This is a genomic window from Phyllobacterium ifriqiyense, from assembly GCF_030817885.1.
In the GTDB taxonomy this organism is placed as follows: Bacteria; Pseudomonadota; Alphaproteobacteria; order Rhizobiales; family Rhizobiaceae; genus Phyllobacterium; species Phyllobacterium ifriqiyense.
Genome location: NZ_JAUSZT010000003.1, coordinates 1 through 24,587, shown reverse-complemented (window position 1 = coordinate 24,587; position 24,587 = coordinate 1). Strand labels below are relative to the sequence as shown.

Annotated in this window: 24 protein-coding genes and 1 pseudogene; 14 read left to right on the top strand and 11 right to left on the bottom strand. The window is 53.0% G+C overall.

From position 1 onward, the window contains the following. Window positions 1-6 precede the first annotated feature (6 nt). Window positions 7-882, bottom strand: a complete 876-nt coding sequence (locus tag QFZ34_RS07450) for a 50S ribosomal protein L11 methyltransferase (protein WP_115053243.1) — start codon at window positions 880-882, stop codon at window positions 7-9. Between the two features lie 114 nt (window positions 883-996). On the opposite strand from QFZ34_RS07450, the gene QFZ34_RS07445 reads away from it, so the two are divergent. The 5 genes from QFZ34_RS07445 (at window position 997) to QFZ34_RS07425 (ending at window position 3,798) form a co-directional block, all read left to right on the top strand. Then, a complete protein-coding gene (locus QFZ34_RS07445; RefSeq protein WP_307279138.1) occupies window positions 997-1,629 on the top strand; it encodes a DapH/DapD/GlmU-related protein in 633 nt (210 codons plus the stop codon). 86 nt (window positions 1,630-1,715) lie between these two features. Continuing rightward, entirely contained in the window at window positions 1,716-2,198 is a 483-nt protein-coding gene (locus tag QFZ34_RS07440) for a CreA family protein (protein ID WP_307279136.1), read from the top strand. A 104-nt stretch (window positions 2,199-2,302) separates the two neighbouring features. Then, window positions 2,303-2,926, top strand: a complete 624-nt coding sequence (locus tag QFZ34_RS07435; protein ID WP_307279133.1) for an N-acetylmuramoyl-L-alanine amidase — start codon at window positions 2,303-2,305, stop codon at window positions 2,924-2,926. Between the two features lie 190 nt (window positions 2,927-3,116). Next, the gene (locus tag QFZ34_RS07430; RefSeq protein ID WP_307279130.1) at window positions 3,117-3,368 is read left to right on the top strand and encodes a type II toxin-antitoxin system RelE family toxin; all 252 of its coding nucleotides are present in this window, start codon (window positions 3,117-3,119) and stop codon (window positions 3,366-3,368) included. Then, entirely contained in the window at window positions 3,361-3,798 is a 438-nt protein-coding gene (locus tag QFZ34_RS07425) for a helix-turn-helix transcriptional regulator (protein ID WP_307279127.1), read from the top strand. Before QFZ34_RS07430 ends, QFZ34_RS07425 begins: the two co-directional genes overlap by 8 nt. Before the next feature lie 4 nt (window positions 3,799-3,802). Here the strand turns inward: QFZ34_RS07425 and QFZ34_RS07420 are convergent, their stop codons facing one another. Next, window positions 3,803-6,244, bottom strand: a complete 2,442-nt coding sequence (locus QFZ34_RS07420) for an ATP-dependent helicase (RefSeq protein WP_115053246.1) — start codon at window positions 6,242-6,244, stop codon at window positions 3,803-3,805. 258 nt (window positions 6,245-6,502) lie between these two features. Between QFZ34_RS07420 and QFZ34_RS07415 the strand changes: the two genes are divergently transcribed. Beyond that, window positions 6,503-8,845, top strand: coding sequence for a glucose/quinate/shikimate family membrane-bound PQQ-dependent dehydrogenase (locus QFZ34_RS07415; RefSeq protein ID WP_307279123.1), 2,343 nt, complete (start codon window positions 6,503-6,505; stop codon window positions 8,843-8,845). A 180-nt stretch (window positions 8,846-9,025) separates the two neighbouring features. Then, window positions 9,026-9,559, top strand: coding sequence for a glyoxalase superfamily protein (locus QFZ34_RS07410; RefSeq protein ID WP_115052575.1), 534 nt, complete (start codon window positions 9,026-9,028; stop codon window positions 9,557-9,559). 1 nt (window position 9,560) lies between these two features. Here QFZ34_RS07410 and QFZ34_RS07405 read toward each other — a convergent pair whose 3' ends face one another. After that, on the bottom strand, window positions 9,561-10,031 hold the full coding sequence (locus tag QFZ34_RS07405; RefSeq protein WP_115052576.1) for an Lrp/AsnC family transcriptional regulator: 471 nt from the start codon (window positions 10,029-10,031) through the stop codon (window positions 9,561-9,563). A 145-nt stretch (window positions 10,032-10,176) separates the two neighbouring features. Between QFZ34_RS07405 and QFZ34_RS07400 the strand changes: the two genes are divergently transcribed. The 6 genes and pseudogenes from QFZ34_RS07400 to QFZ34_RS07375 all read left to right on the top strand — a co-directional run bounded on the left by QFZ34_RS07400 (window position 10,177) and on the right by QFZ34_RS07375 (window position 18,817). After that, complete coding sequence (locus QFZ34_RS07400; RefSeq protein ID WP_307279115.1) at window positions 10,177-11,088, top strand: DMT family transporter; 912 nt, start codon at window positions 10,177-10,179, stop codon at window positions 11,086-11,088. Window positions 11,089-11,128: 40 nt separating this feature from the next. Continuing rightward, window positions 11,129-12,015: pseudogene (locus QFZ34_RS07395) on the top strand (dienelactone hydrolase family protein). 109 nt (window positions 12,016-12,124) lie between these two features. Further along, entirely contained in the window at window positions 12,125-13,078 is a 954-nt protein-coding gene (locus QFZ34_RS07390; protein ID WP_307279111.1) for a hypothetical protein, read from the top strand. A gap of 8 nt (window positions 13,079-13,086) precedes the next feature. Continuing rightward, on the top strand, window positions 13,087-13,467 hold the full coding sequence (locus QFZ34_RS07385) for a DUF2185 domain-containing protein (RefSeq protein ID WP_307279108.1): 381 nt from the start codon (window positions 13,087-13,089) through the stop codon (window positions 13,465-13,467). A gap of 120 nt (window positions 13,468-13,587) precedes the next feature. Beyond that, window positions 13,588-14,997: an FAD-binding oxidoreductase gene (locus QFZ34_RS07380; RefSeq protein ID WP_115052581.1), complete on the top strand. Its 1,410-nt coding sequence runs from the start codon at window positions 13,588-13,590 to the stop codon at window positions 14,995-14,997. A gap of 103 nt (window positions 14,998-15,100) precedes the next feature. Then, window positions 15,101-18,817: an AsmA family protein gene (locus tag QFZ34_RS07375; protein ID WP_307279102.1), complete on the top strand. Its 3,717-nt coding sequence runs from the start codon at window positions 15,101-15,103 to the stop codon at window positions 18,815-18,817. A gap of 3 nt (window positions 18,818-18,820) precedes the next feature. On the opposite strand, the gene QFZ34_RS07370 is transcribed toward QFZ34_RS07375, so the two are convergent. The 5 genes from QFZ34_RS07370 to QFZ34_RS07350 all read right to left on the bottom strand — a co-directional run bounded on the left by QFZ34_RS07370 (window position 18,821) and on the right by QFZ34_RS07350 (window position 21,382). Next, window positions 18,821-19,306 (bottom strand): VOC family protein, encoded by a 486-nt coding sequence (locus QFZ34_RS07370; RefSeq protein WP_115053247.1) that lies wholly within the window; start codon window positions 19,304-19,306, stop codon window positions 18,821-18,823. Between the two features lie 74 nt (window positions 19,307-19,380). Next, complete coding sequence (locus QFZ34_RS07365) at window positions 19,381-19,614, bottom strand: ribbon-helix-helix domain-containing protein (protein ID WP_115052583.1); 234 nt, start codon at window positions 19,612-19,614, stop codon at window positions 19,381-19,383. Then, on the bottom strand, window positions 19,611-19,802 hold the full coding sequence (locus QFZ34_RS07360; protein WP_115052584.1) for a DUF4169 family protein: 192 nt from the start codon (window positions 19,800-19,802) through the stop codon (window positions 19,611-19,613). The genes QFZ34_RS07365 and QFZ34_RS07360 overlap by 4 nt, the downstream gene beginning before the upstream one ends. Before the next feature lie 8 nt (window positions 19,803-19,810). Continuing rightward, window positions 19,811-20,404 (bottom strand): SspB family protein, encoded by a 594-nt coding sequence (locus QFZ34_RS07355; RefSeq protein ID WP_307279094.1) that lies wholly within the window; start codon window positions 20,402-20,404, stop codon window positions 19,811-19,813. A gap of 270 nt (window positions 20,405-20,674) precedes the next feature. After that, complete coding sequence (locus QFZ34_RS07350; protein WP_307279091.1) at window positions 20,675-21,382, bottom strand: TetR/AcrR family transcriptional regulator; 708 nt, start codon at window positions 21,380-21,382, stop codon at window positions 20,675-20,677. A 306-nt stretch (window positions 21,383-21,688) separates the two neighbouring features. Between QFZ34_RS07350 and QFZ34_RS07345 the strand changes: the two genes are divergently transcribed. Next, window positions 21,689-22,894, top strand: a complete 1,206-nt coding sequence (locus tag QFZ34_RS07345) for a multidrug effflux MFS transporter (RefSeq protein ID WP_307279088.1) — start codon at window positions 21,689-21,691, stop codon at window positions 22,892-22,894. Window positions 22,895-22,944: 50 nt separating this feature from the next. On the opposite strand, the gene QFZ34_RS07340 is transcribed toward QFZ34_RS07345, so the two are convergent. The 3 genes from QFZ34_RS07340 to QFZ34_RS07330 all read right to left on the bottom strand — a co-directional run. Further along, window positions 22,945-23,490, bottom strand: a complete 546-nt coding sequence (locus QFZ34_RS07340) for an AAA family ATPase (protein ID WP_307279085.1) — start codon at window positions 23,488-23,490, stop codon at window positions 22,945-22,947. Window positions 23,491-23,659: 169 nt separating this feature from the next. After that, window positions 23,660-23,926 carry a hypothetical protein gene (locus QFZ34_RS07335; RefSeq protein WP_307279082.1) on the bottom strand — a complete coding sequence of 89 codons (267 nt, stop codon included), beginning with the start codon at window positions 23,924-23,926 and terminating at the stop codon, window positions 23,660-23,662. 42 nt (window positions 23,927-23,968) lie between these two features. Then, the coding region (locus QFZ34_RS07330; RefSeq protein WP_307279079.1) for a DUF899 family protein at window positions 23,969-24,587 on the bottom strand (619 nt) is incomplete at its 5' end.

Sequence of the window (24,587 nt, the reverse complement as noted above, 5' to 3'; positions counted from 1 at the left end):
CATGGGTTAGTAAGTTGCGCGCGCTTTCAAATGCAGCGTTACCCAGCCTTCGCGGCGGAGGGTCTTCACGTGGAAAAGCCCCTGCACACGATAGGCGGCGAGTACTTTTTCGCGTTGGGTTTCCAGAATACCCGAAAGGATCAGCGAGCCGCCCCAGCCAAGATGTTTGCGCATTTCGGGCGCGAGCATCATCAATGGCCGTGCCAGAATATTGGCGACAATCAGGTCGAAGGGCGCCGAACCGCGCATCGCCGGATGATGGAAGCCGGTTGCTGTTTCGGTGCGAACCCGCGAAGCAACACCGTTCTTCACCACGTTTTCCCGTGCAACAGCAACAGCGACAGGATCGATATCTGTCGCCAGAACGGGAATAGGCGCGAGCTTTGCAATGCCGATGGCCAGAACCGCACTTCCTGTTCCAAGATCAAGCGCATTGCGTGGGTGTTCGCGGCGGATCACTTCGCCGATCATATCAAGACAGCCGGATGTCGTGCCGTGGTGGCCGGTGCCAAAGGCCTGTCCAGCATCAATTTCAATGCCGAGATCATTGATACGGCGCTTGTGGCGATCATGAGAGCCATGCACAAAGAATCGCCCGGCGCGCACCGGCTTCAAGCCTTCCAGTGAATGCGCAACCCAATCAATATCGGGCACCTGTTCGCGCTCGACGGGCCAATTCTTGCCAACGGTGTCGATCATGCGAGTTTCAATTTCTTCCGGTTCAAACGTATAGACCGAAACTTCATATATCTCGCGATCCTCATCGATCTCCGCTGAGGAGATTGGCAGGCCATCATCTTCGAAAGCATTTTCCAGCAAGATAAACAGCCGCTCGGCTTCGGCCTTGCCGGCAGTAATGAAAAGGCGGGTCTGGGTCGTCATGGGCGTTTGCTTTCGGAAAGGCATGTGTCGGCTACCCCTATCAGGATTTTCGCCATAGGCAACGGTGCATCATTTGTGCAAAAGAATTGCACTAACCTGATCCGGGAAACCGCAATGACTGAAACTGATGATCCTCGCTTTCTCAACCCGCAGCCGCGCATCCATCCGAGCGCGCATCTGAAGGGCGTCAAGCTTGGCAAATATGCAGAAGTGGGCGAGCGCGTCATCCTACGCGACGTTACCATGGGGGATTTTTCCTATATTGAGCGTCACAGTGAGGGCATATATGCCGATATTGGCCGGTTCTGCTCCATTGCTCCCAATGTGCGTATCAACGCTCTCGAACATCCTATGGAGCGGGTGACAACCCATAAAATCAGCTATCGTCCCAATGAGTTTTTCAAATTTCAGGGCATAGACGCTGATTTTCGTGCGCGCAGACAAGGCAAGCGCGTCAGCATTGGTCACGATGTGTGGATCGGCCATGGCGCGGTTATCATGCCAGCAATTACTATTGGCCATGGCGCGGTCATTGGTGCCAATGCCGTCGTTACCAAAGATGTCGCGCCCTATATGATCGTAGCTGGTAATCCTGCAAGGCCCATTCGACCGCGCTTTTGCCAAGAGATAGCCATCAGCCTGATCAAGCTTGCCTGGTGGGATTGGCCGCATACGGTTCTGTTTGATGCAATTGCTGATATCCAGTCACTGGGCATCGAGGATTTTCTCGCCAAGTGGGAACGTTAGCGGTCCATCCTCGTTCTGGTTGCATTCCACCTGCTCAGTCCCCAACTGAGGCTTATGAGTTCTGCCACAATTTTCTGGAGATTTCGATGAAGCGTAGTCTTGCTGCCCTGGCTCTTTTGGCCGCCTCTACATTGCCCTCCCATGCGGAAGAGGTGGGTAAAGTCGGCGTCGATTGGCTGGGCAATGATATTGTCATTGATGCTGTGACGGATCCGAAAGTGCAGGGCGTCACCTGCCATCTCGCCTCGTTCTCACGCGGGGTCATTGATCGGCTGCAAAAGGGGAACTGGTTCGAAGATCCGTCCAATGCCTCTATTTCATGCCAGCAGACTGGTCCGGTCGTGATCGGTGATATTGAACTGGATGAGGGCGGCGAACGTGTGTTTTCGGAGCGCACCAGCCTGATCTGGAAGAAGCTCATTATCACCCGCATTTATGACAAGGCGAACAACACGCTGATTTATCTGGCTCATGCCAGTCAGGTTCAGGATGGTTCGGCCAAAACATCCATATCCACAATCCCGCTATTTGCAGGCAATGCTACCTGGACAAAGGGCAAGCCGGAATAATCAGAAAACCTGAAAGGTGCCGCTACGAGCGGCATCTTTTTCATTGACGAATAGGAATTAAAACTTATTATATGGATACTCATATTGTTTTGAGGAATTTTTTCATGAATTTCGCGGTTAAAAGCCACAGACTACATGTCGGATCCAGTGCGATTCCCTTCATCCCATCGCCCAATATTGGTGGGCAGCTTTCCCCGAAATTTCTGATCATTCACTATACGGCCAGCGGTCCTGACTCGGATATTGCCAGCTATTTCGCTAGAAAATCGGCTAATGTTTCGGCCCATCTAGTTATCCGTCGTGACGGGACTGTAAAGCAATGTGTTCCATTCAACAGGGTGGCGTGGCACGCGGGCAAAAGCCAATGGACGGGGAAAAATGGCGTGTTCTATTCCGGCTTGAACAATTCCTCGATTGGCATAGAAATGGAAAATTGGGGGCCACTCAAGAAAATTGAGGACCGCTGGATTTCATGGACGGGCGTTGATGTTGTTCGTTCCAATATTATCGAGGCGCTCCATAAATTCGGTGTGCCGGATTGTGGCTGGGAGGTTTTCACCAAGGCGCAGATTGAAACAGCGCAAGCGGCATCGCGGGCAATCTGCGCCGCCTATAAGATCCAAGATATCATAGGCCATGACGATATTGCTCCCGGGCGCAAATCAGACCCCGGACCCGCTTGGGACATGGCAGCGTTCAAAACGAAGGTTGGTTTGGTCAGTCTCTAGAGCGTTCTGCGCTCTGATAGATTTAAAACGACGCTCTAAGTCTTTGTTTTACGCAATTCCGGACGGAAAACTGCTACACACTTTTCCGGGAATTGCTCTAATCGTAGCAATCGCTTGTTTGGGCATTTCGAAAAGGTACAGTGGGATAATTGAAGTCTATTGCATTTTATAACTATTGGTAATAATTGTAATGAGAAATATTGCATATAGCAAAGAATCGTCGCAGTTGCTGCGACGAATCCCGAAGAACGAAGCTGAAAAAATTATGAGGAAAATCCGTGCTTATGCGGATGATCGTGCAAGTTTGAAAAATAATGTGAAAACCTTGCAGGGCTTGGGGCTAAAGCGCCTTCGGGTTGGTGAGTGGCGCGTTATTTTTGATGAGGATGGAAACGTGCTTACAATCGTTAAAATCGGCCCGCGGAGTAGTGTCTATGATTGAGGCAAAAATGGGTGAATTGAAGGTAAGCTATATAATGCCTCCGGGCAGTGATCAGCGTTATGCGATGATTTCAGAAGACGATTTTCTCGCTTTGAAAGCAATTGTCACCCGTTTGGATGATGTCTCGCTTGGCAAAGATAGTCATTCCATAAAGGAACTTGTGGAAGCATTGAACATTCGAGATGCTATCGCAAGGGGCGATGAAGAAACATTTCCCGAAGATGTGGTGTTCGCTCTCGTGCAAGGTGAGAATCCGGTAAGAGTTTTCCGGAAGTGGCGCGGCATGACAGCCGTGGCGCTGTCGCAGGCAGCAGGAATTTCGCAACCATATCTTTCCGAAATTGAAAATGGTTCAAAAGATGGATCATTATCAGTGATGAAACGTATTGCGACGATATTAAATGTGACACTTGATGATTTGGCAGGATAATCGTTCAAATCCCCTTCACGAAACTATCCAGCACGCGTTTTTGTCCGGCCTTGTCGAAGTCGATCGTCAGCTTGTTGCCTTCGATGGATGAGACATTGCCATTACCGAATTTGATATGGAATACACGGTCGCCAACATCGAAATTTGATGGCGTTTCACTGACGGATTTGGCGACGAGTTCACCATCAATCATGCGTCCTTTAACCGAGCCGCGCCCTGCGCCATGGCCGGAATCCGTCTCGCCATAGCCTATTCGCTCCACACGTGCGCCCGAGCGCGAGCCCCAATTATTGCGTGTGGCGTCAGAACGGTTTTGCTGGGCTCTTTGCCAACCGGGCGTTGAGTAGCTGTTTTCAAACGGGTCGGCGCGATCAAAGCGCGATTGGCCGTAGCCGCCGCGCCCGCCATATCCACCATAGCTATCGCCACCGGCGATTACTTCAACATGCGCTTCGGGGAGTTCTTCAAGGAAGCGGGAAGGGATGGTGGATTGCCACAGACCATGGATACGGCGGTTGGAAACAAACCAGATATGCAGGTTTTTCTTGGCGCGCGTCAGGCCGACATAGGCAAGACGGCGCTCTTCTTCCAGCCCAGAGCGTCCCCCTTCATCCAGCGCACGCTGATGCGGAAACAGACCCTCCTCCCAGCCGGGAAGAATGACCGTTTCAAATTCCAGCCCCTTTGCCGAGTGCAGCGTCATGATGTTTACAGCATCAAGATTTTCGTTCTGCTCAGCATCCATGACCAGCGCGACATGCTCAAGGAAAGAGCGCAGTGATTCATATTCTTCCATAGAGCGGATAAGCTCTTTAAGGTTTTCGAGGCGACCCGGCGCTTCGGCTGAGCGGTCTGCCTGCCACATGGCGGTATAACCGGATTCGTCGAGAATCTTTTCCGCCAGTTCCGTGTGGGGTACGGAATCAATTTGCGACTGCCAACGCCGGAAATTTTCCACCACTTCGCGTAAAGCCGAGCGCGGTTTGGGCTTCAACTCCTCAGTTTCAACAAGATCTGCGGCTGCATCAAGCATGCCGATGTCCTTGGCGCGGGCATAATCATGCACCTGCCGGATTGCAGCTTCGCCAAGTCCGCGCTTGGGATTATTGATAATGCGCTCCAGCGCCAGATCGTCGGAACCCTGCGCAACAACGCGGAAATAGGCCAGTGCATCGCGTATTTCCATGCGCTCGTAAAAGCGTGGACCACCGACAACGCGGTAATTCAGACCTAGCGTGACAAAGCGGTCTTCAAACTCGCGCATCTGAAAGGAAGCGCGCACAAGAATGGCAATATCATTGAGATTGTGGCCTTTGCGCTGCGCTTGTTCGATCTCTTCGCCGACTGCCCGAGCCTCTTCCTCGGAATCCCAGCCGGCATGCACATTGACCTTGGCATCTTCCGGGTTTGGGGCATCGGTGAAAAGCGTTTTGCCAAGCCGTCCCTCATTATGGGAAATGAGATGTGATGCGGTGCCAAGAATATGCGCGGTAGAGCGATAATTGCGCTCCAACCGGATCACGACTGCGCCCGGGAAATCCTTTTCGAAGCGAAGAATATTGTCTACCTCTGCCCCGCGCCAGCCATAGATCGATTGGTCGTCGTCGCCAACGCAACAGACATTCTTCGATCCCTGTGCAATCAGGCGCAGCCACATATATTGGGCGGTATTGGTGTCCTGATACTCGTCGACGAGGATATAGCGGAACTTGGCGTGATATTCCTTGAGGATATCGGGATAGGCGCGGAACATGCGGATCGGGTGACACAGCAAATCGCCGAAATCACAAGCGTTCAATGTCTTGAGGCGGTTCTGATAGGCAGTATAAAGTTCGCGGCCCTTGCCATTGGCAAATGACCGGGCATCGCCTTCGGCAATTTCAGACGGTCCAAGGCCTTTGTTTTTCCAGCCATCAATCATCAAGGCAAATTGCTTGGCGGGCCAGCGCTTGTCGTCCAGCCCTTCCGCCTGAATGATCTGCTTGATCAGCCTTATGACATCATCCGTATCCAGAATGGTGAAATCGGAGCGCAACCCCACGAGTTCCGCATGGCGGCGCAATAGTTTGACGCCGATGGAGTGGAACGTGCCGAGCCATGGCATGCCTTCGACAGCACCGCCGACGAGAACGCCAATGCGCTCCTTCATCTCGCGTGCTGCTTTATTAGTGAAGGTGACGGCGAGTATCTGGCTTGGCCAAGCTTTGCCGAGCGAAAGGATATGCGCAATACGGGAAGTCAGAACCCGTGTTTTGCCAGTGCCAGCACCAGCCAGAACGAGTACGGGTCCCTCGGTGGTTTCAACCGCCAGTCGCTGTTCAGGATTGAGACCATTGAGATAAGGTGGCGCACTACGCGCCTGCATGGCGCGTGCAGCTATGCCCGAAGGCTGGCGGGGCGCATCAGGTTCGTCGAAAAAAGGAATATCGTCAGGTAATCCAGACATTTGAACCCAATGTAGTGATTCGGTACCGAAAAACCAGAAAAATGCGATACAAAAAGAGAACAATTGCAATTAGCCCCCCACTTTCAATTGAAGTGGGCGGTTGAAATATCAAGTCAGGATATTGCGTCACTCGATTTATGAGCCTACCCATTTTGATTAATGACTCGTGACTTCAAGGTTTTGACAGCCGATGGCAACATTCGTCGCCTCATGTCAGGATCATCTGGTTTTGATTGAGATCGGAAAGGGACTTTCCTCATGGCAATCACTCTCACGGCACTCGTTTTCCTTCTCATTGGCGCGGCTCTTGGCGTCGGCGGTGTATGGCTCGCTGTCCTGGGCGGCAGTTGGTATTATATCATTGCTGCGCTTGCGTTCCTTGTGGTTGCTTTTCTGCTCTTCCGTAGGCGGTCATCCGCTCTGCTGCTTTATGCTCTGCTGGTGGTAGGAACGCTTGGCTGGGCCATTTGGGAAATCGGCTTCGACTGGTGGCAGCTTGCGCCACGCGGCGGCGTCATCATGATCCTTGGCCTGTGGCTGCTTACACCATGGATCAGGCGGGGCTTGAGTTCATCTGCAAGCGGTGCTGGTTCTTCCTCCGCTGTTCCGGCTCTGTCGTTGTCCGTTGCTGTTGTTGTGGCGCTGGTTGTTGCAGGCTATTCGATGACCCAGGATCCTTTGCAAATTACGGGTGAATTAAGCAGGGAAATTGTCTCGGATACTGTCGATCTGGGCGGCAATATGCCGGAGGGCGATTGGCACCAATATGGGCGTACGCCCTATGGTCAGCGTTATTCACCGTTGAAGCAGATCACCACCGAAAACGTTGACAAGCTGCAAGTCGCCTGGACCTATCAGACTGGCGACGTCAAGTTGCCGGAGGATGTTGGCGAGACCACTTATCAGGTCACGCCGCTCAAGGTTCGCGATACACTTTTTATCTGCACGCCGCACAATTGGGCCATCGCGCTTGATGCGGCAACAGGCAAGGAAAAGTGGAAGTTTGATTCCAATTCCGGCATGAATCCCGATCGTCAGCACCAGACCTGCCGCGGTGTTTCCTATTATGCCGATCCTGCTGCCACGCCAGGCCAGCCTTGTGCCGAACGCGTCTATCTGCCGACGTCCGACGCGCGTTTGATTGCGCTTGATGCGGCCAATGGCCAGATTTGCTCGTCCTTTGCTGACAAAGGCACGCTGCATCTTGAAAAAGGCATGCCCTATAACCCCGCAGGCTATTACTATTCCACATCGCCGCCCGTTGTTGCGGCGGGAAAGATCATAATCGGTGGCGCGGTCAATGATAATTATTCGACGAAGGAACAGTCCGGTGTCATCCGCGCTTTCGATATCAATACTGGCGCGCTTGTGTGGAACTGGGATTCCGGCAATCCGGATGTAACGACACCTTTGCCGGATGGACAGACCTACACGCATAATTCTCCCAATAGCTGGTCTGTTTCCAGTGCCGATGAAAAGCTTGGTCTGATCTATGTACCTCTTGGAAATCAGACACCTGACCAGCTTGGTGCTGGGCGCTCCGCAAATGTGGAGAAATTCTCGTCCTCAATCGTTGCGCTTGATCTTAATACCGGTCAGATGCGCTGGGTGCGCCAGACTGTCCATCATGATCTTTGGGACATGGATGTTCCTGCACAACCAACGCTAGTTGATATCAATACGGTCAATGGCACAGTGCCGGGACTGGTAGGACCAACCAAGCAGGGCGATCTCTATGTTCTCGACCGCCGTACGGGCGAGCCGATCATTCCGATCAAGGAAATTCCCGCGCCGACAGGCGCTATCGAGGGTGACTTTACCTCTCCAACGCAGCCGATTTCGGACCTGACATTCTCGCCGCCACCTTTGACGGGCAAGGATATGTGGGGCGTGTCCATGTTCGACCAGCTCGTCTGCCGGATCGAATTCCTGAAATTGCGCTATGAAGGGCGCTATACTCCGCCATCATTGCAAGGATCACTCGTCTATCCGGGTAATTTTGGCGTGTTCAACTGGGGCGGCGTCGCAGTTGACCCGGAACGGCAGATCATGTTCGGCATGCCGACATATCTTGCCTTTACCTCGCGTCTTGTGCCACGCGCCGATGTGCCTCCGCCCGGAGTTGGCACCAAGGGTAGCGAGCAGGGGCTTAACCGCAATGAGGGCGCTCCTTACGCGGTGGTGATGGGTCCATTTGTTTCACCGCTTGGCCTGCCTTGCCAGTCGCCGCCATGGGGCTATGTCGCCGGTGCCGATCTGCGCACGGGCAAGATCGCTTGGAAGCACCGCAATGGCACTGTGCGGGATTCCTCGCCAGTGCCATTGCCATTCAAGGTTGGGGTGCCGGGCATTGGCGGTCCGATCATCACAGCCGGTGGCGTTGCGTTTCTCGGGGCCGCGGTTGATGATTATCTGCGCGCCTATAACGTGACTGATGGCAAGCAGCTTTGGGAGGCTCGCCTTCCTGCCGGTGGCCAGTCAACGCCGATGACCTTCTCCTTGGATGATGGCAAGCAATATGTGGTCATTGTTGCGGGTGGCCATGGTTCGGTCGGCACAAAGCCGGGGGATTATGTCATCGCCTATACTCTGCCAAAATAAGATTGACGGTAATCCGAAGCAGGAATATTGCTGCAAGCGGCTGATACAGCCAGCCGCTCGCGGCCTTCGGGTTACGGTGAATGTATCGAATAAATAAGCTTGGCTTCATCCTTTGAAAGGTGAACTGGTCGGCAATGCGAGCACTGACTTTCCAGATTCACCGACGACGAAGGAATGATTATGCGTACTTTCAATGACGCCAAGGCTATTGCCAAATCGCTGCGCAACGCTCTGGACGAAAAGAATATCAAAATTTCTCACGGTGAGGGGCTTGAACTCGTCGCAGCCGGTTTCGGTTTCGATAGTTGGAATGTGCTTGCGGCCAAAATTGCCGATGAACCAGCCCCGAAAGAAGGTATCTCGTTCGGACCTGCCAATCCCATCCTCCGTATCTTTGATGTTTCTAAAGCCCGGGAATTCTATCTCGATTTTCTTGGCTTCACGCTCGATTGGGAGCATCGGTTTGGAGACAATTTTCCGCTTTATTGTCAGGTATCACGTTCCGATCTGACACTGCATCTTAGCGAGCATTCAGGTGATGCCAGCCCCGGCGCGCGGGTCTATGTCCGCATGACAGGCATTGAGGCTTTCCATAAGGAACTGCATTCCCAAGACTACCGTTTCATGAAACCTGGTCTTGAAGAAGCACCCTGGGGACGAGAAGTCACCGTTACTGACCCGTTCAGCAATCGGATTACCTTCTGCGAATCCTGATTCAGCGCTGCGGTAGTTTCAAGGGACTGTTGGTCTTGATTGTGCGAATGGCAAAGTTTGAGCGAATGTCCGATATGCCGGGCAGGACCAGCAGTTTTTCCGTAAGAAACCGCTCATAGGCGGAAAGGTCTTCCACCACCACCTCAGCAAGAAAATCCGCGGTTCCTGAAATAAGGAACGCGCCGGTCACTTCCGGCATGGCGATCAAAGCCGCTTGCTGAAGTTCGGAGTTTGCCTTGCTGTGCTGTCCCACCTTTATTTCCACGAAGACGGTCAGTCCAAGCCCGACTTCCTTGCGATCAATATCGGCGCGGTAACCTCGAATGACGCCGGACTTTTCCAGATTTCGGATGCGCCGCAGGCAAGGAGAAGGTGACAGATTCACCTTTTCTGCAATCTCGACATTTGTGGCCCGCGCATCGCCTTGCAGTGCCTCAAGAATACCAATATCGAATTTATCAAGATTTGGCATATTCTGCCTTTAACAAGGTTGAATCTTATCGAAAGTAGCTGAAATCATAGGTTAAGTGGCATCAACTTGCAAGGACATGCCAGAGACATTCGCTCTATATTGCTCCCATGGAAACGCATTCAGACTAATCTGAAAGGATATTTCAATGGTTGCGATCTCACCCGAAATCAACAAATCCGCCTCTCTGGCTCCCGGTTATGCCGGCGCTCTGGTTACGGTCTTCATCTGGGCAACGTGGATCATTGCCACCCGCCATTCCGGCGGTACGCATCTTGGTACTATCGATCTTGGGCTCATTCGTTACGGTCTTCCCGCGCTGGTGCTGGCGCCGGTCTGGCTGAAGACGGGCTTGCTGCCCCGCAATGTTCCCTTGGCGTTGCTCGCAATCATGGTTTGTGGCGCGGGCGTATTGTTCTTCCAGATCACCACCTTCGCCATTCATTCGACGCCCGCCGCCGCCGTAGGCGTGCTGCTCGGCGGTTCAATGCCCCTTGCAGCCGCACTGATCGGGGTTGTCCTGTTCGGCGAACGCCCGGATGCCGCACGCTGGCTTGGCCTTGCTGCCATTGTTGCCGGGCTTGCCATTCTGCTGACGCTAGCCATCGGCAGCCATCAGATTTCATGGGTAAGCTTTGTGTTTCTGCCATTCGGCGCATTGCTATGGGCTGGTTATACCCACGCTTTCAAGCGTTCAGGTCTGACTGCTCTACAGGGTGGCGCTTTGATTGCTGTCTGGTCATTCATCATCCATCTGGTGCTGGCTGCTTTTTTCGGCACAACGATCATGGATGTACCGCTGTCTGAAATCGGCTTGCAGTTTTTGAGCCAGGGTGTGCTCTCCGGGCTGGCTGCTATGCTTGCCTACGGAATAGCCGTTCGTTCGCTTGGTGGCAGTCAAGCTGCCGCGTTCAGCGCGCTCACTCCGGTGCTTGCTGCTGTGGGTGGCTCCATCTTCCTTGACGAGGCGCTCGGTGTCTGGGAAATTGCGGCAGCAATTATCACGGGACTTGGTGTTGCTCTTTCTACCGGCATCCTGTCGCATCGTGTCAGGACTTGATTGGAGGAGGGCGGCTCATTTCCTCTAAAAGGATTGTAAAATGAGCGAACCAACAAAGCATCCGAATATTACCCAGGCGATGGTCGACGCGTTTGATGAGTATACTCACCTGACGCTCGACCGCCGCTCTTTCATGGACAAGCTCACAAAGCTTGCAGGTTCGGGCGCTGCTGCGGCAGTTATTGCTCCCATGCTCGCAGCAAATTCTGCTCAGGCTGCAATCATCGCACCAGAAGACAAACGGCTCTTCACCAAAGATCTCGTATTTGCAGGGCCTTCCGGCGATATCAAGGCTATCTGGCTGTTCCTGCCGATGCGTCTGGTAAGCTTCCAGCAGTTGTCGTCATCCACGAGAATCGCGGGTTAAACGGCCATATTCGCGACGTTGCCCGGCGTATGGCCCTTGAAGGTTTTGTGGCAATGGCGCCGGATCTTCTGTCATCAGCGGGCGGGACGCCCGAGGACGAGGAAAAAGCCCGTGGCATGATAAGCGCGCTCGATTCAAAAACCGCGATTGCAGAGGGCGTCGCCTCTCTGGACTATCTTGCCAAAATCAAATCATCGAATGGCAAGGTTGGCGCTGTTGGTTTCTGCTGGGGAGGTGGCATGGTCAACGATCTTGCTGTCAATGCGCCACAGCTTGGGGCAGGCGTAGCCTATTATGGTCGTCAGCCGAAATCGGAAGACGTGGCAAAGATCAAAGCCCCCCTGCTTTTGCAATATGCGGGTCTCGATTCACGGATTAATGCCGGAATTGAGGATTACAGGAAAGCGCTTGAAGCCAATGGAAAGACCTTTGAGATTCATGTCTATGAAGGTGCGAACCATGCTTTTAACAACGACACCTCTGCTGCGCGCTACGACAAGAAGACTGCCGATCTTGCATGGAGCCGCACGGTTGAGTTTTTCAAGAAGAATTTGAGCTGAGAGCAATTCAACGCAGCTGTACGAATGGTCGACCGGACTTGCGAAACCAATCGCTTGCCGGATCGTTCTGTGCTTACTATTTGTGCGTTAATAAAACAGGATTTGATAAATGCAGTTTGTTGGACGGGTCTTCGGCCTCTTGTTTGTTTTGTTGGTGATCGCCCAACCCGGATTTGCGCAAGAAGCGGTTTTTCCAAGTGGATCAGGTATTGGCTTGGTTCCGCCAGCCGGTTTGGTACCATCTTCCAGTTTCAGCGGTTTCGAAGACCCAGCCAAGGGCACATCTATCGTCGTGACCGAACTTCCCGTTGATGCCTATGCCACAATCGCTGCGGGGTTTAATCGGGAAGGCCTACTGGCTACGGGTATAGAAACCATATCCGGGCCTGAGGAATGGCCGGTGCAGGGCGCTGTTGTTTCAAAACTGATCCGCGCCAGTCAGGTGGCAGCTGGCGTCAAATATCGCAAGTGGATTGTGCTTGTCGGTGCCGAAAGCACAACTGCAATGGTGACGGTCCAGATACCGGATGGTGCCAAAGGTGCGTTGTCGGATGCCGATGTGGAAAAAGCTCTGCGTACTTTGGTTGTTCGCGCGCCCGCAAGCTTGCCGGACCAGATTGCGTCTTTGCCCTTCAAAGTTGCAGATACGTCCGGTTTTCGCCCCGTGCGTGTTATTGCCGGAGCCACCTTGCTTTTGACCGAGGGGCCAAATGATGTTGCCATCAACTCGATGCAACCAATGGTGATTATTGCTTCAAACCTGAATACAGCGCCTGAGGCCGCCACGCGGCTGGAGTTTTCGAAAAAGGCCTTCGCATCGCTAACCGGAATCAAGGATGTCCAGTCCGATAATGAGACAAGCAGCGAGGTCGATGGCGCGGAATGGATCGAAATCGATGGAACAGCGACAGATTCCGCCAGCGGCGATGCGCTTTACGTGGCCCAGATCGCGCGGTTTGAAACCAATCGCTATGTGCGCGCCATCCTCATCGTCAATGCTACGGAAAAGAGCAAATATGCTGACCGCTTCCGGAAGCTAGCCAAGTCCATGACGATCAACTAAAATCGGCTATGGATAAAAGTTACCGACTCACCAAGGAAGAAATACGGCCACTGATACGCAATTATGGTGGTTGCATTGCGACTGACACGATAACGATTGACGGCTATCCAGTGCGTTTCATGTATCGCGAAGATCCTGATAATGATCTTGATAGTGGTTGGCGCTTCCTCTCCGGCTTTGAGAGCGACGACTATATGGAAGATCCCGAGAATAGTGGCATCTTCGACGTTAATACCATCGCAAACTATGATCCGAGTATTATTCCTCTTCTGGATTCGCCCGTTGGCAGTGTTTTTGAAAAAACTGGTGAGCAGGAACGCTTCGTTGCAGTAACCGACTGGTCACCTGGTGAAGACGATGATGATGATGATGATGACGACGAAGATTAAGGCGCGGAAGAACCGACGCCTGCGGCCTTTCGTGTAACGCAGAGTTACAACTAGACAAGGCCCGTGTATTGCCTAAAAATACCATTCTGAAGAGAATCCAACAAAAGGCTGGAAACTGGAATGGCATTGGCAGACGCAGGTGCATTGCTGCGCAACGAAAACGGTATTGCAACCGTAGTATCCATCCTCAAAAAGCGCTTCGGCGATAATGCCCAAGGCGGAAAATCCATCCGCGAGCAGCACGCCCATACCACAAGTTATGTGCCTAATCAGGCACCTGATCTGGTTGTATTTGCCGAGTCTATCGAAGACGTGCAGGAGGTCGTCCGCCTCTGCGGCGAATGGCAGGTGCCTGTTATCGCATTTGGAACTGGAACTTCGCTCGAAGGCCAGGTGAATGCGCCGGCCGGTGGCATATCAATCGATCTTTCGCGGATGAACCGTATTCTCAAAGTCTATAATGACGATTTGAATGTCGTTATAGAGCCGGGCGTCACACGCAAAGAGTTGAACGAGTATCTGCGTGATACTGGTCTGTTCTTTCCTATTGATCCTGGTGCAAATGCTAGCCTTGGGGGCATGGCTGCAACCCGCGCGTCAGGAACAAACGCTGTCCGCTACGGTACGATGCGGGAAAATGTCTTGGCTCTTAAGGCCGTGATGCCGGACGGCAGGCTTATTACAACGTCGAAGCGGGTGAAAAAGACGTCTGCCGGTTACGATCTGACGAGGCTTTTGATTGGTTCTGAGGGAACGCTTGGTATTATCGTTGAGCTGACGTTGAAATTATACGGCATCCCACAGGCCATTTCGGGCGGCATTTGCGCTTTTCCTGATCTGGAAAGCGCCTGCAATACGGTTATTGAGACGATCCAGATGGGCATTCCCGTTGCACGCATCGAACTTGTCAATGAGCTCGAAATGACGGCAATGATTGCCTACTCCAAGCTGGATTATGATCCTGCGCCTTATCTGTTCCTAGAGTTTCACGGCAGCGAGACGAGTGTGGCGGAGCAGGCGGAGTTGTTTGGAGAGATTGCAGCTGCCAATGGCGGCGGCGAATTCAAGTGGACTGCTAATGTTGAGGAGCGGGAAAAACTTTGGGCCGCCCGGCATAATTCCTACTTTGCCTGCATGACATTGGCGCCCGGCAAGCAATCGCTGTCCACTGATGTCTGCGTGCCAATTTCTCGTCTGGCCGAATGCATCGTCGAAACCGAAAAGGATATTGAGAAGAGCGGCTTGATTGCACCTATCGTCGGTCATGCTGGTGATGGCAATTTCCATGTTCTTGTGCTTTTCGATGAGAAGAATCCAGCTGAAATCGAAAATGTGGAGGCATTTGTGGAGCGCCTCAATCTTCGTGCTATCGCGATGGATGGAACGTGCACCGGCGAACATGGGATCGGGCAGGGGAAGATAAAATTTCTTCGCGCTGAACTCGGCGGTGCCGTTGATGTCATGGAAACGATCAAGCGGGCTATCGATCCGGGGAATATCATGAATCCCGGCAAGATCTTACGCCTTTAGGTTCGCATTTTGATTCCGGGTGTTAAAGCATGGTGTAAGCATTGCAAATCGCGCATAGAAACGGTCATGTCTCGGCACTGCCATAAAGTCGTTTCTATGGTGATTGGCGCGAACCTATCGGAGTAAGACACTGGCACGTTTGTTTGTTTTCATCGGCGGATTGTTGGTACTGCTGCTGACCGCAGCGCTGGTTGTGCCATATTTCGTCGACTGGGCCGGCTATCGCTCTTCGTTCGAACGTGAAGCATCCACATTGCTTGGCCGTCCCGTGACTGTTGCCGGAAGCGCGAGTGCGCGGCTTTTGCCGTTCCCCTCCGTTACCTTTTCGGATGTTCGTGTCGGTGACCCGGGCGTTGAACCGGTAATGACCATCGAGAAATTCTCCATGGATGCGGAGCTTGCTCCCTTTCTGCGCGGTGAGATTCTCATATTTGACATGCGGCTGGAAAAACCGGCTGCAACAGTGCGGATAAGTGAAGGGGGCGTAGTCGATTGGGCAATCCGGCCGCGCACTCCTTTCCAGAAAACGCAGGTCAAGCTGGAGAATTTGCAGATTAGCAATGGTTCGCTGATCATTCGCGATGCTTCGACGGGGACAACGCGCTCAATCTCCGATTTGAATGCCACCATGTCTGCTGACGATCTTTCCGGACCATGGAAATTCGACGGGAACTTGTTCTTCAACGGCAAAAAAATCTCCGTTTCCTCTTCGACCGGCGCATTGAAACCGGACGGATCGTTGCAAATGCACGCGCGTGTCATTCCGGACAATATTCCGGCTGCGATGGAAACGGACGGCCAGATAACGCTCGATCAGGGTGCGTTGAAATATGCCGGCCGCATCGACATTCGTTCTCGCGACGAAGTCGCTGATAAATCAGGAGAAAAAGCAGGATCGGCAGACAAGCCGCTGCTCTCCAGTCTTCGCCTGTCCGGACAATTTGAAGCCGATCATGCCAGGATAACCATACCGGAGTTTCATATGGAGCAGGGGCCGGTGGCGGACCCCTATGTGGTCAATGGCAACGCCCATTTTGACTATGGCGATAATCCGCGATTTGAGGTGAAAGCCGATGGTCAGCAAGTAACATTCGGCAATCAGGAGGCAGAGCAGGCAAACGCCAAAGCAAACCCTGAAACCGCGGCTCAGCGCCTTGGTATATTCCGGCGTTTGATGGATCAGCTTCCTGTGCCGACCATGCCCGGAAGAATAGATTTGAAACTGCCTGCTATCGTCGCCGGCGATACGACAATTCGTTCGGTAACGATTGATGCAGCACCCGCAGCCGGTAATTGGGTAATAAATCAGCTCAAGGCGGAATTGCCAGGACGTACGCAATTTGAAGCAAAAGGCGTCTTGCAGGTTGGCGATAATTTCGGCTTCGATGGCAAATTGCTTGTCGCATCGCGCCAACCTTCCGGACTTGCCGTCTGGCTGACAAACACAGTGGACGATTCCATTCGCCGTATTCGCGGTGCCGGTTTCTCCGGCGATGTGAGCCTGCATGATGAATTGCAGAAGGTCGATAATCTTGAGCTTGCGCTCGGCGGTGCCTCGTTGAAGGGAACGCTGGTTCGTAGCGCCAAGGGCGATTCACTGCCGCTGACGCAATTGAAACTGGAAGGCGGGGCGCTCGATGCAGATGCGCTGGAGGCTTTCGCGGCATTGTTCGGCAGCAATGCATCAAATGGCAGTTCCGCAATATTAAACGGGCAGGACCTTGATGTTGACCTAAAAGCAGGACCGGTCGCCCATGGCGGATTTGTCGCTGAAACGGTGGATACGGCGTTCCGTCTGCGCGAAGGTGTGTTCGATATTGATCGCCTGACTATTGGCAGTGTCGCTGGCACCACGATCACCGCCACCGGCAAGCTGGAGCCCTTCAAGACGGAGCCATCAGGGTCGGTTGACGCAACATTGCTGTCGGATGACATGGCGCCCTTTGTCGATGCGCTTTCACAGCGTTTCCCGGACTTCCCGTTTCTCGTTGCCATGAAGGAGCGGTCATCACGCTTCCCAGGTCTCTTCGAGGACACCCAGATGAGTGTCCTCGCCAATACGCTGCATGGAAAGTCTGGAACAAATGAGTTTTCGTTGAGTGCCGCGGGAAAGTCGGGTGGGATGAACATCACTCTTTCCGGCACAAGCACCATGAATGAGGAGCAATTGCGCACACTCGAACTGACCATGAATGCGCGTACCGATCATGCCGAAAGGCTGATGGCCTTTATTGGCCTGCCAGCATTGCCGCTTGGTCTTGCCGGAGAGTTGGAAGCCGATATCGCCCTTAAAGGAAACCAGAATGCCGGATTTCAGACGCAGCTCGCTTTGAAAGCGCCGGACGGTCGCGCATTACTGGATGGTAGTTTCCGCTATGCGGATGGTAGCCTGAACGGGGAGGGACGGGCATCGCTCAAGAGTAGCGATATCGATGCCTATCTCGCAACGGCAGGCTATTCCGTGCCAGGCTTCGGGAACGGCACGCCGATTGATGCAGCCAGCAGCTTTTCCCTTAACAATGGCAAACTCATGCTGCCCGATCTGAGCGGGCAGGTGAACGACACAAAAATTGGAGGGCACATCGGCTTCGTGCTCGACAACGGCGTGCCAAATGCGCAAGGCGATCTCACGCTCGCTCAGATTAATCTTGATGCCGTCACGCAATTTGTTCTTGGCACAGGCAGTACGGATGGCGATGGCAAGTCGCAGTGGCCGCAACAACCATTTCTTGCCAGCCCGCTTTTCCCGATGGGCTTTGACCTCAAATTGCGCGCAGAAACTGCCGATACGGGGATTATAGGCGAGATAGGCAATTTTCAAACCAGTGCTACGCTGAAAGACGGTGCTTTGCGCCTTGATGATGTCAAGGGTAACCTTTTCGGCGGCAAATTGGCTGGCATGTTCGAGCTTCGCAATACAAGCGGTACCGGCTTGGCGACGGGCCAGTTCACGCTTGATCAAGCGGGCATTGACGAACTCTATCAGCCGGAAACGGGTATTGCTGCTGTTCAAGGCAAGGCAAAAATTTCGGCGTCCGTCAATGCAACGGGCACGTCGATGGCAGAATTGGTCAAATCCATCGCTGGCTCTGGAGTCGTGGCGGTAAGCGATCTTACGATCAACGCGCTTAATCCGGCAGCGTTGGTGCCGATTTTGGCGGATGTCGACGCCATGGAAGGGCCCGTTACAACCGCCACCATCGATGCGATCATTGGTAAATATCTGAATGCCGGAGCGTTGAAGGCAACTGCCTCTGAAATTCCCTATACGATTGCTGGAGGAGTGGCGCGCACATCGACATTCCAGTTAAACAATGGGGATGCCCGGCTTTTTGCTGATTTGCGGATAAATTTCCCGGAAATGATGGTGGCTTCCCAAGGCAAACTGACATTTGAGCCCGGAAAGACCGTTGTCGTCGGTGCTGACCCCGTAGTCGAGTTTACGCTGGATGGCCCATGGCATGGCCCTGCGGTCACCTTTAATCGCCAACCGCTTGAGCAGTTCCTGACCCAGCGCGCGCTAGAGCGCGAGCAGCAGCGAGTGGAAACACTGCAGGCATCGCTGGTGGAAAAGCAGCGTTTGCGTCGCGAGACGCAGTTATTTCAGGCGCTTGCGGAAGAGCGGGTGAGGGTCGCGCGCCTCAAGGTTGAGCAGGAAGCGCGCGAGGCGGCGGAAAGAAAAGCGGCCGAGGAAGCAGCGCGCAAAGCTCTTGAGAACCCACCTGCCGCCCCTCCGCCAGCGCAGCCGCAAGGCGCCATTGACCGGCAGTCGCTCGATGAGTTTTTGCAAACCATCGAGCCGAATGCCGTTCCGCAGTGATCTTTACTCGCCCCTAAAAGCCGCTTCCAGCTTGCTGATGTCGAGCTTGTGCATTTGCAGGAGTGCTCCCAAAAGGCGGTCAACCTTTGTCTGGTCCTTGTCTTGCATCATTTGACCAAGCACCGAAGGCACGATCTGCCATGACAGGCCAAACTTGTCCTTTACCCAGCCGCATGGGCCGATTTCACCGCCATTTGCAGTTAACTTCTCGGTGAGCTCATCTATTTCAGCCTGGGATCCACAATCGATTATAAGAGAGATGGCCTCGTTGAATTTGAATTCCGGACCGCCATTCAGCGCCAGATATTCCTGACCGGCGATTTCAAATCGAGCGGTCAGCAAAGACCCTTCCGGTCCCATGCCGCCTTTGCCCCAATAGCTCTTTTCCAGAATCTTTCCATTTTCAAAGATGGAAAAATAGAACTCCATCGCTTCTTCGGCATTGCCTTCGAACCACAAGCATGGAGTAATTTTTTGTTTGATTGGCATGTCATTCCCTTTCATTGCGATTTGAACTGCCTGAAAGACGAAGGAAGACTGACCAATCCTACATGATGCCGGAATTATTTTTGCGTAGACATGCCGCCACTTTGCACCCAAGCCAATACGTATAATCGCAATGCGGATGAAAGGCTGGAGTCGCGATCCCGGTCTTTGTCGACCTGTGCGATAAGTGCCGCCAGCGTCATTTGGCGGGTTTGTGCAATGGAGGTGATAATTTCATAAAAGGGATCTTCGAGCGAAAAGCTGGTGCGGTGCCCGTGAATTGTCACCGAGCGCTTCTGGACAAGACTCACTTGTCGTCCAAGGGCTTTTCCAGCCGGCTATCGTCCAAAAACCGCTCTGCTTTAGCGGTTAATGCAGTTTCGAACTTCTTCTCAGTCTTGGTGCGCCCGAACAAGATGCGGTTCTGAGCCGCAACCTGTTCTTCAGCATCTTTGGCTTTGCGCTTCCTGACCTGCCGCAGGTTGACGATCTCGGCCATGGAGGTCGTTATTTCTTCTTGCGGAAGGAGTCGAGCGATACCACCGAAGCAGAAGCTTTCTCGCCATTATCGTCTGAGCTTGCATCCGCTGCCGCTTCCGACTTTCCGGATGGCTTGGCCGGTTTCTTGGCGGATTTCGCCGGAGGCTTTGGCTTGGCGCTGGTCGAAGCGAGCTTGGGACCGTAAGTAATGTCGGTTGGCGCTATGCTGGTGATACCCTGGTCATTGTCGCCAACGGTTTCTTCAACCTCCACATCGAACTCCAGCTCGAAGTTTACAGAAGGGTCATAGAAACCGCGAATCGCGGAGAATGGCACGACGAGTTTCTCCGGCACATCGCCAAACGATAGGCCGACTTCAAGATGGGTGTCTGTGACCTGCATGTCCCAGAATTGATGTTGAAGGACAATCGTCATCTGTTCCGGATATTTTTCGTGAAGCCGCGTCGAAATACGCACGCCGGGTGCGCCGGTCAAAAAGGTGACGAAAAAATGATGGTTGCCCGGCAGGCCTGCTTTGGCAACTTCGCCTAGCACCTTACGGATAACGCCGCGAAGCGCTTCCTGGGCAAGTATATCGTAACGGATCATATCTTGTGGCATGCACTCTTATCCCATGGATTCCCCCCTGCCTGTCAAGCGGAGATAGAAATCGTATCCGACCATTATGGCGCATCGCTAATGCATTTGCGACCGATTGTCAGCAATGGGTGCAAATATATCCAGCAAACAGGATATCGATGTCTGTGAAGCGCATTATCAAGAGTATTTGCGGCAAATTTTACAGCGGCTTGGCGTCAGACAACCAAGGACCACAATAAATGAGCAAATTGTACTTTGCTGGTAGACGCTTTCGCAATTCAAATGTGGAAGTCAGCTGACAGCCATCAGGACAGGAGCCGGTTGGCTGCTGGTTTCCTGTACGCGCGGACCATAGGCTCGCAAGAAAGTTTCAACGGCATTTTTGGCAGCGGTCTGCAGTTCTTCTTCTGTCGGTTTGCCACCAAACAGATAAATCATTTGGAGATCGGCATTCACCAGCGCCAGAAATTGGCGGGCGGCAAGGTCAAAATCATCGATTCGCAATGCACCCTTGTGGGCGAGCTTTGCAAACAGCGCGCCAAGCGTCGTGCTTATTTTGCATGGACCGTGCTGGCGCCATCCTTCGAACAAATGCGGATATCTCTCGCCCTCGGATTGGACAAGCCTGCGTAGGAACTTTCCGTCATCGTTGCACAGGCAATTTTTTGTCAGCCTTATGGCGAAATCGGCCAAATCTTGTTGCAGATGATCGGGCTTGTCGGGAAAGGTCGAAAGTGTAGAGAAAAGCATGGCGTTTGCCCGCTCCATAACATCTTCGATCACTGCGACAAACAGCGTTTCTTTTTCGCGGTAGTGGTTATATATTGTCTGGCGCGAGACGCATGCTTCAATCGCAATTTCATCAATACTGGCTCCGGAAAAGCCTTCCCGGCAAAAAACATTTGCTGCGGCATCCAGAATAGACACACGTTTTGAACATTGACCGCGTTGTGTGGGACCGGTGTCTTTGCGTGCAGTTGATGGTCGGCTTAAAGCCATCGCGTGATTTTTCATAGGCCCAAGATAATGCGTCTTGACGTGTTAGACAATAGTGTCTAATTTTACACCTGTGTCCAAATATATTGACGCAGTATTTTCCATGAGCGCCATGCTCCTCCCAAGCAGACGCCTTCATGTTTAGCGCAGTGCCCAAAACCGGATTTCTGGCTGTCCGGGGGAAGCTGCGAAGAAATTTCGGATAGGGCAGGGTGTTTCATCAAATTGAGACGGCCCTGCTCTATCAAGACCGTTCAATTCGTAAATGCAACGCGCTCCTGTGCCGCGATTGCTTGAAAGAGCATCACCATGAAGTCCTCCTTCCTACGTTATGCAATCATCCTTGGATTGCTGTCGGCCATCGGTCCTTTTGCGATCGATATGTATTTGCCTGCGCTTCCATTCATCGGTGCCGATCTGGCGGCGGGTGAAAATGCCGTGCAAATGAGTCTTTTGGCCTTTTTCCTGTCCTTTGCCCTCTTCCAGATCGTCTATGGTCCGCTCTCGGATATGTGGGGTCGCAAGCTACCTCTCTATATGGGGATCGGTCTGTTTACGGTAGCCAGCATTGGCTGCGCCCTGGCAACAAATATTGAGACGCTGGTCGCATTCCGCTTCCTGCAGGGAATTGGCGGTGCAGCAGGTATGGTCATTCCACGCGCTGTTGTACGTGACATGCATACTGGCGTTCAGGCCGCTCGCCTTATGTCGCTGCTGATGCTGGTGTTCAGCATTTCTCCTATTCTAGCGCCGTTGACAGGCAGTGCGGTTATTCACTTTTTTGGATGGCGCGGCGTATTCTGGGCCGTAATGATTGCCGCCCTTATCGGTCTGGTTTTGCTGTCAACACAGCTTGAAGAAACCCGGCCAAAGGAAGCGCGTGCGGAAAGTAGCTTGCGTAGTGCGCTCACTGCTTACGGAATTCTGCTGCGTGATCGCAACTTTATGGTCTTGTCGATGATTGGCGGTTTTGGCATTGCGAGCTTCCTCGTCTATCTTGCCAACTCGCCTTTCGTCTTGATTGACCACTACGGCCTGACACCAACGCAATATAGTATTGCTTTCTCGATCAACGCGGTTTCGTTTTTCACCGTGTCGCAATTGACCGGTTGGCTTGGCAGCCGCTTTGGTCTGGTGCGTGTCATGCGTATGGCAGTTACGGGCTTTGGCATAACATTGGCCGCCATGGTTGTTGTCATGGGCGCCGGCTTTGATCAATTGCCGGTTCTGGCTGCATTCCTCTTTGTCGGCTATGGCTTCCTCGGCCTTGTTATCCCTACAACCGGTGTTCTTGCATTGGAAGAGCACGGAGAAATTGCCGGTTCCGCGTCGGCTCTGTTGGGTACTTTGCAGTTCGTGATATCGATCATTGCCATGATTGTTGCGGCGCTTTTCTTCACAAGCAAGCCACTGCCGATGGCCGCCGGTATTGCCATGTGCGCCGTGATAGCTTTCGCCGTCACACAACTGACGATCGGCCGCCGTCCTGTTGAAGTCGGTGCTGCTGCCGAGTAATTCTGAGTTTCAGATCTGCAAAAAGGCCCGGATGCAAATCCGGGCCTTTTTCATGATAGGTGCTCAAGGATAAAGTCGGCCCGGTGACTGGCTGGCAATCGAGGCACTTCGATCAGGTCATAGCCAAAATGCCCATAGGCTTTCACCATGGCATGATAGGTCCGGACAGCCTCCGCAAATGTTTGTTTGCGTTCCCTATCTTGCTCAAAGATCTCTTCCCAAGGGGGCAGTATGAAAGCCAGCGGGTTATACCGGTATTGTTCGGCAGCGTTTTGAACATGTGCGGGCACCGCAAGCTGCGATAGTTGCAGATATCCTGCGATGTCCGGGATGCCGCGATCGAAAAAGATCATCCCATCTACTTCTTGTGCAATCTCGTAAGATCGCAGTTCCCAACAAAGCATCAGTTCGGAGAAAAGGGCAGGGTCTTTCCAAGGCAGCGCTGGTCCTTCAATGCTTGTTTGCTGCTGGATAATCGCTCGCCCAGCTTCGACCGAGGCGGCGTGACCGCGTTGTTTCAGCTCTTCAATGAGAGTTGTTTTTCCTGAGCCCGGGCCGCCTGTGAGGACGACAAACCTTTCATTTAGAATGTGCATGGATAGCTCCTGCTGACGCGCGCTCACGGCTATCAGCTTCATGGATTTACGAACAGCAGACGCGGAACGCCGCTGGCTTTAAGGGAATTTGGGGGGGAGGGTTTTGGCGCTTGATCAGCGAACCATGTGGATGATTTAACCAACCATATCGAAGAAACTCAAGCGAATTTCATTGTCCGGAGGATTTTTTATAGCTCGCATCAGTTAGCTGGATGGGTTTGGCTCCATTTGCTGGCACGCCGCTGCAAATGGGCTGCGCGAGAATTTCAGCCAGTACAGAACGCTCATTATTGGCGGCCCTGTTGAAATAGTGCCGGACATGCTCTGCCGCGAAAGCTGAGCCCACAATCACGGTGATGGACGCGATGGCATAGGCAAGGAGGCGCAGCCGCCGGGCGAGAATGTTTTTCAAACTCGCCCGGGTTGCGGTTGCCATTGCGATGCACAGTGCAATGAGTGTGCAGCACATGGTGCAAAGTCAGCTATGTGTCGAACAAGCGCATGCAGCGGCTTGCTCGTGGATTGGCGCCGGCGGATTGCTGGTCCGGCCATTGGTGTTTTTCAGCCGCGCCCAATCGCCAAGATTGAAATGCGGACCATTTTCATTGCGGCCCTTAGGCATGATGTCGAAATAGGCGTAGACACCAAGGAATTGCTCATCACCGCGGCCAAATGCTGAATAGGTATGATAGATCTGGCCGTCTTCATCCTTGTAGAACACGCTGCCGCCCGACAAATCGTCAATCCCCGGGTCGCCATATTCATAATTGTAGAATGCCGTGCCTTTCTCTCTTTCCTCCGCAGTAAATGACACGTCAAAATCATAGTTGAAGTCGTTATTGAAAGACGACACCCAGGGAAAGTTCCAGCCCATGGATTTACGGGCAGCTTCGATTTCAGCAATTGGCGCCCGCGCAATGGCGACATAAGACACGTCATTATTTGCCAGATGCCGTAAAATGCCTTCCACGTGATCCACAACGAGGCCGCAACCGAAACATGGTTTTTCCTGACCGGGTGCCAACATGAAATGCTTGATGAAAAGCTGGCTGTGTCCGTTGAACAAATCAGAGAGCGTTACCTTTCCTGAAGGGCTA

What these genes read in the sequence shown, in the direction of transcription:
- QFZ34_RS07450 (WP_115053243.1), bottom strand. Translation starts at nt 882, where the DNA reads ATGACGACCCAGACCCGCCTTTTCATTACTGCCGGCAAGGCCGAAGCC.
- QFZ34_RS07445 (WP_307279138.1), top strand. Translation starts at nt 997, where the DNA reads ATGACTGAAACTGATGATCCTCGCTTTCTCAACCCGCAGCCGCGCATC.
- QFZ34_RS07440 (WP_307279136.1), top strand. Translation starts at nt 1,716, where the DNA reads ATGAAGCGTAGTCTTGCTGCCCTGGCTCTTTTGGCCGCCTCTACATTG.
- QFZ34_RS07435 (WP_307279133.1), top strand. Translation starts at nt 2,303, where the DNA reads ATGAATTTCGCGGTTAAAAGCCACAGACTACATGTCGGATCCAGTGCG.
- QFZ34_RS07430 (WP_307279130.1), top strand. Translation starts at nt 3,117, where the DNA reads ATGAGAAATATTGCATATAGCAAAGAATCGTCGCAGTTGCTGCGACGA.
- QFZ34_RS07425 (WP_307279127.1), top strand. Translation starts at nt 3,361, where the DNA reads ATGATTGAGGCAAAAATGGGTGAATTGAAGGTAAGCTATATAATGCCT.
- QFZ34_RS07420 (WP_115053246.1), bottom strand. Translation starts at nt 6,244, where the DNA reads ATGTCTGGATTACCTGACGATATTCCTTTTTTCGACGAACCTGATGCG.
- QFZ34_RS07415 (WP_307279123.1), top strand. Translation starts at nt 6,503, where the DNA reads ATGGCAATCACTCTCACGGCACTCGTTTTCCTTCTCATTGGCGCGGCT.
- QFZ34_RS07410 (WP_115052575.1), top strand. Translation starts at nt 9,026, where the DNA reads ATGCGTACTTTCAATGACGCCAAGGCTATTGCCAAATCGCTGCGCAAC.
- QFZ34_RS07405 (WP_115052576.1), bottom strand. Translation starts at nt 10,031, where the DNA reads ATGCCAAATCTTGATAAATTCGATATTGGTATTCTTGAGGCACTGCAA.
- QFZ34_RS07400 (WP_307279115.1), top strand. Translation starts at nt 10,177, where the DNA reads ATGGTTGCGATCTCACCCGAAATCAACAAATCCGCCTCTCTGGCTCCC.
- QFZ34_RS07390 (WP_307279111.1), top strand. Translation starts at nt 12,125, where the DNA reads ATGCAGTTTGTTGGACGGGTCTTCGGCCTCTTGTTTGTTTTGTTGGTG.
- QFZ34_RS07385 (WP_307279108.1), top strand. Translation starts at nt 13,087, where the DNA reads ATGGATAAAAGTTACCGACTCACCAAGGAAGAAATACGGCCACTGATA.
- QFZ34_RS07380 (WP_115052581.1), top strand. Translation starts at nt 13,588, where the DNA reads ATGGCATTGGCAGACGCAGGTGCATTGCTGCGCAACGAAAACGGTATT.
- QFZ34_RS07370 (WP_115053247.1), bottom strand. Translation starts at nt 19,306, where the DNA reads ATGCCAATCAAACAAAAAATTACTCCATGCTTGTGGTTCGAAGGCAAT.
- QFZ34_RS07360 (WP_115052584.1), bottom strand. Translation starts at nt 19,802, where the DNA reads ATGGCCGAGATCGTCAACCTGCGGCAGGTCAGGAAGCGCAAAGCCAAA.
- QFZ34_RS07355 (WP_307279094.1), bottom strand. Translation starts at nt 20,404, where the DNA reads ATGCCACAAGATATGATCCGTTACGATATACTTGCCCAGGAAGCGCTT.
- QFZ34_RS07350 (WP_307279091.1), bottom strand. Translation starts at nt 21,382, where the DNA reads ATGGCTTTAAGCCGACCATCAACTGCACGCAAAGACACCGGTCCCACA.
- QFZ34_RS07345 (WP_307279088.1), top strand. Translation starts at nt 21,689, where the DNA reads ATGAAGTCCTCCTTCCTACGTTATGCAATCATCCTTGGATTGCTGTCG.
- QFZ34_RS07340 (WP_307279085.1), bottom strand. Translation starts at nt 23,490, where the DNA reads ATGCACATTCTAAATGAAAGGTTTGTCGTCCTCACAGGCGGCCCGGGC.
- QFZ34_RS07335 (WP_307279082.1), bottom strand. Translation starts at nt 23,926, where the DNA reads ATGGCAACCGCAACCCGGGCGAGTTTGAAAAACATTCTCGCCCGGCGG.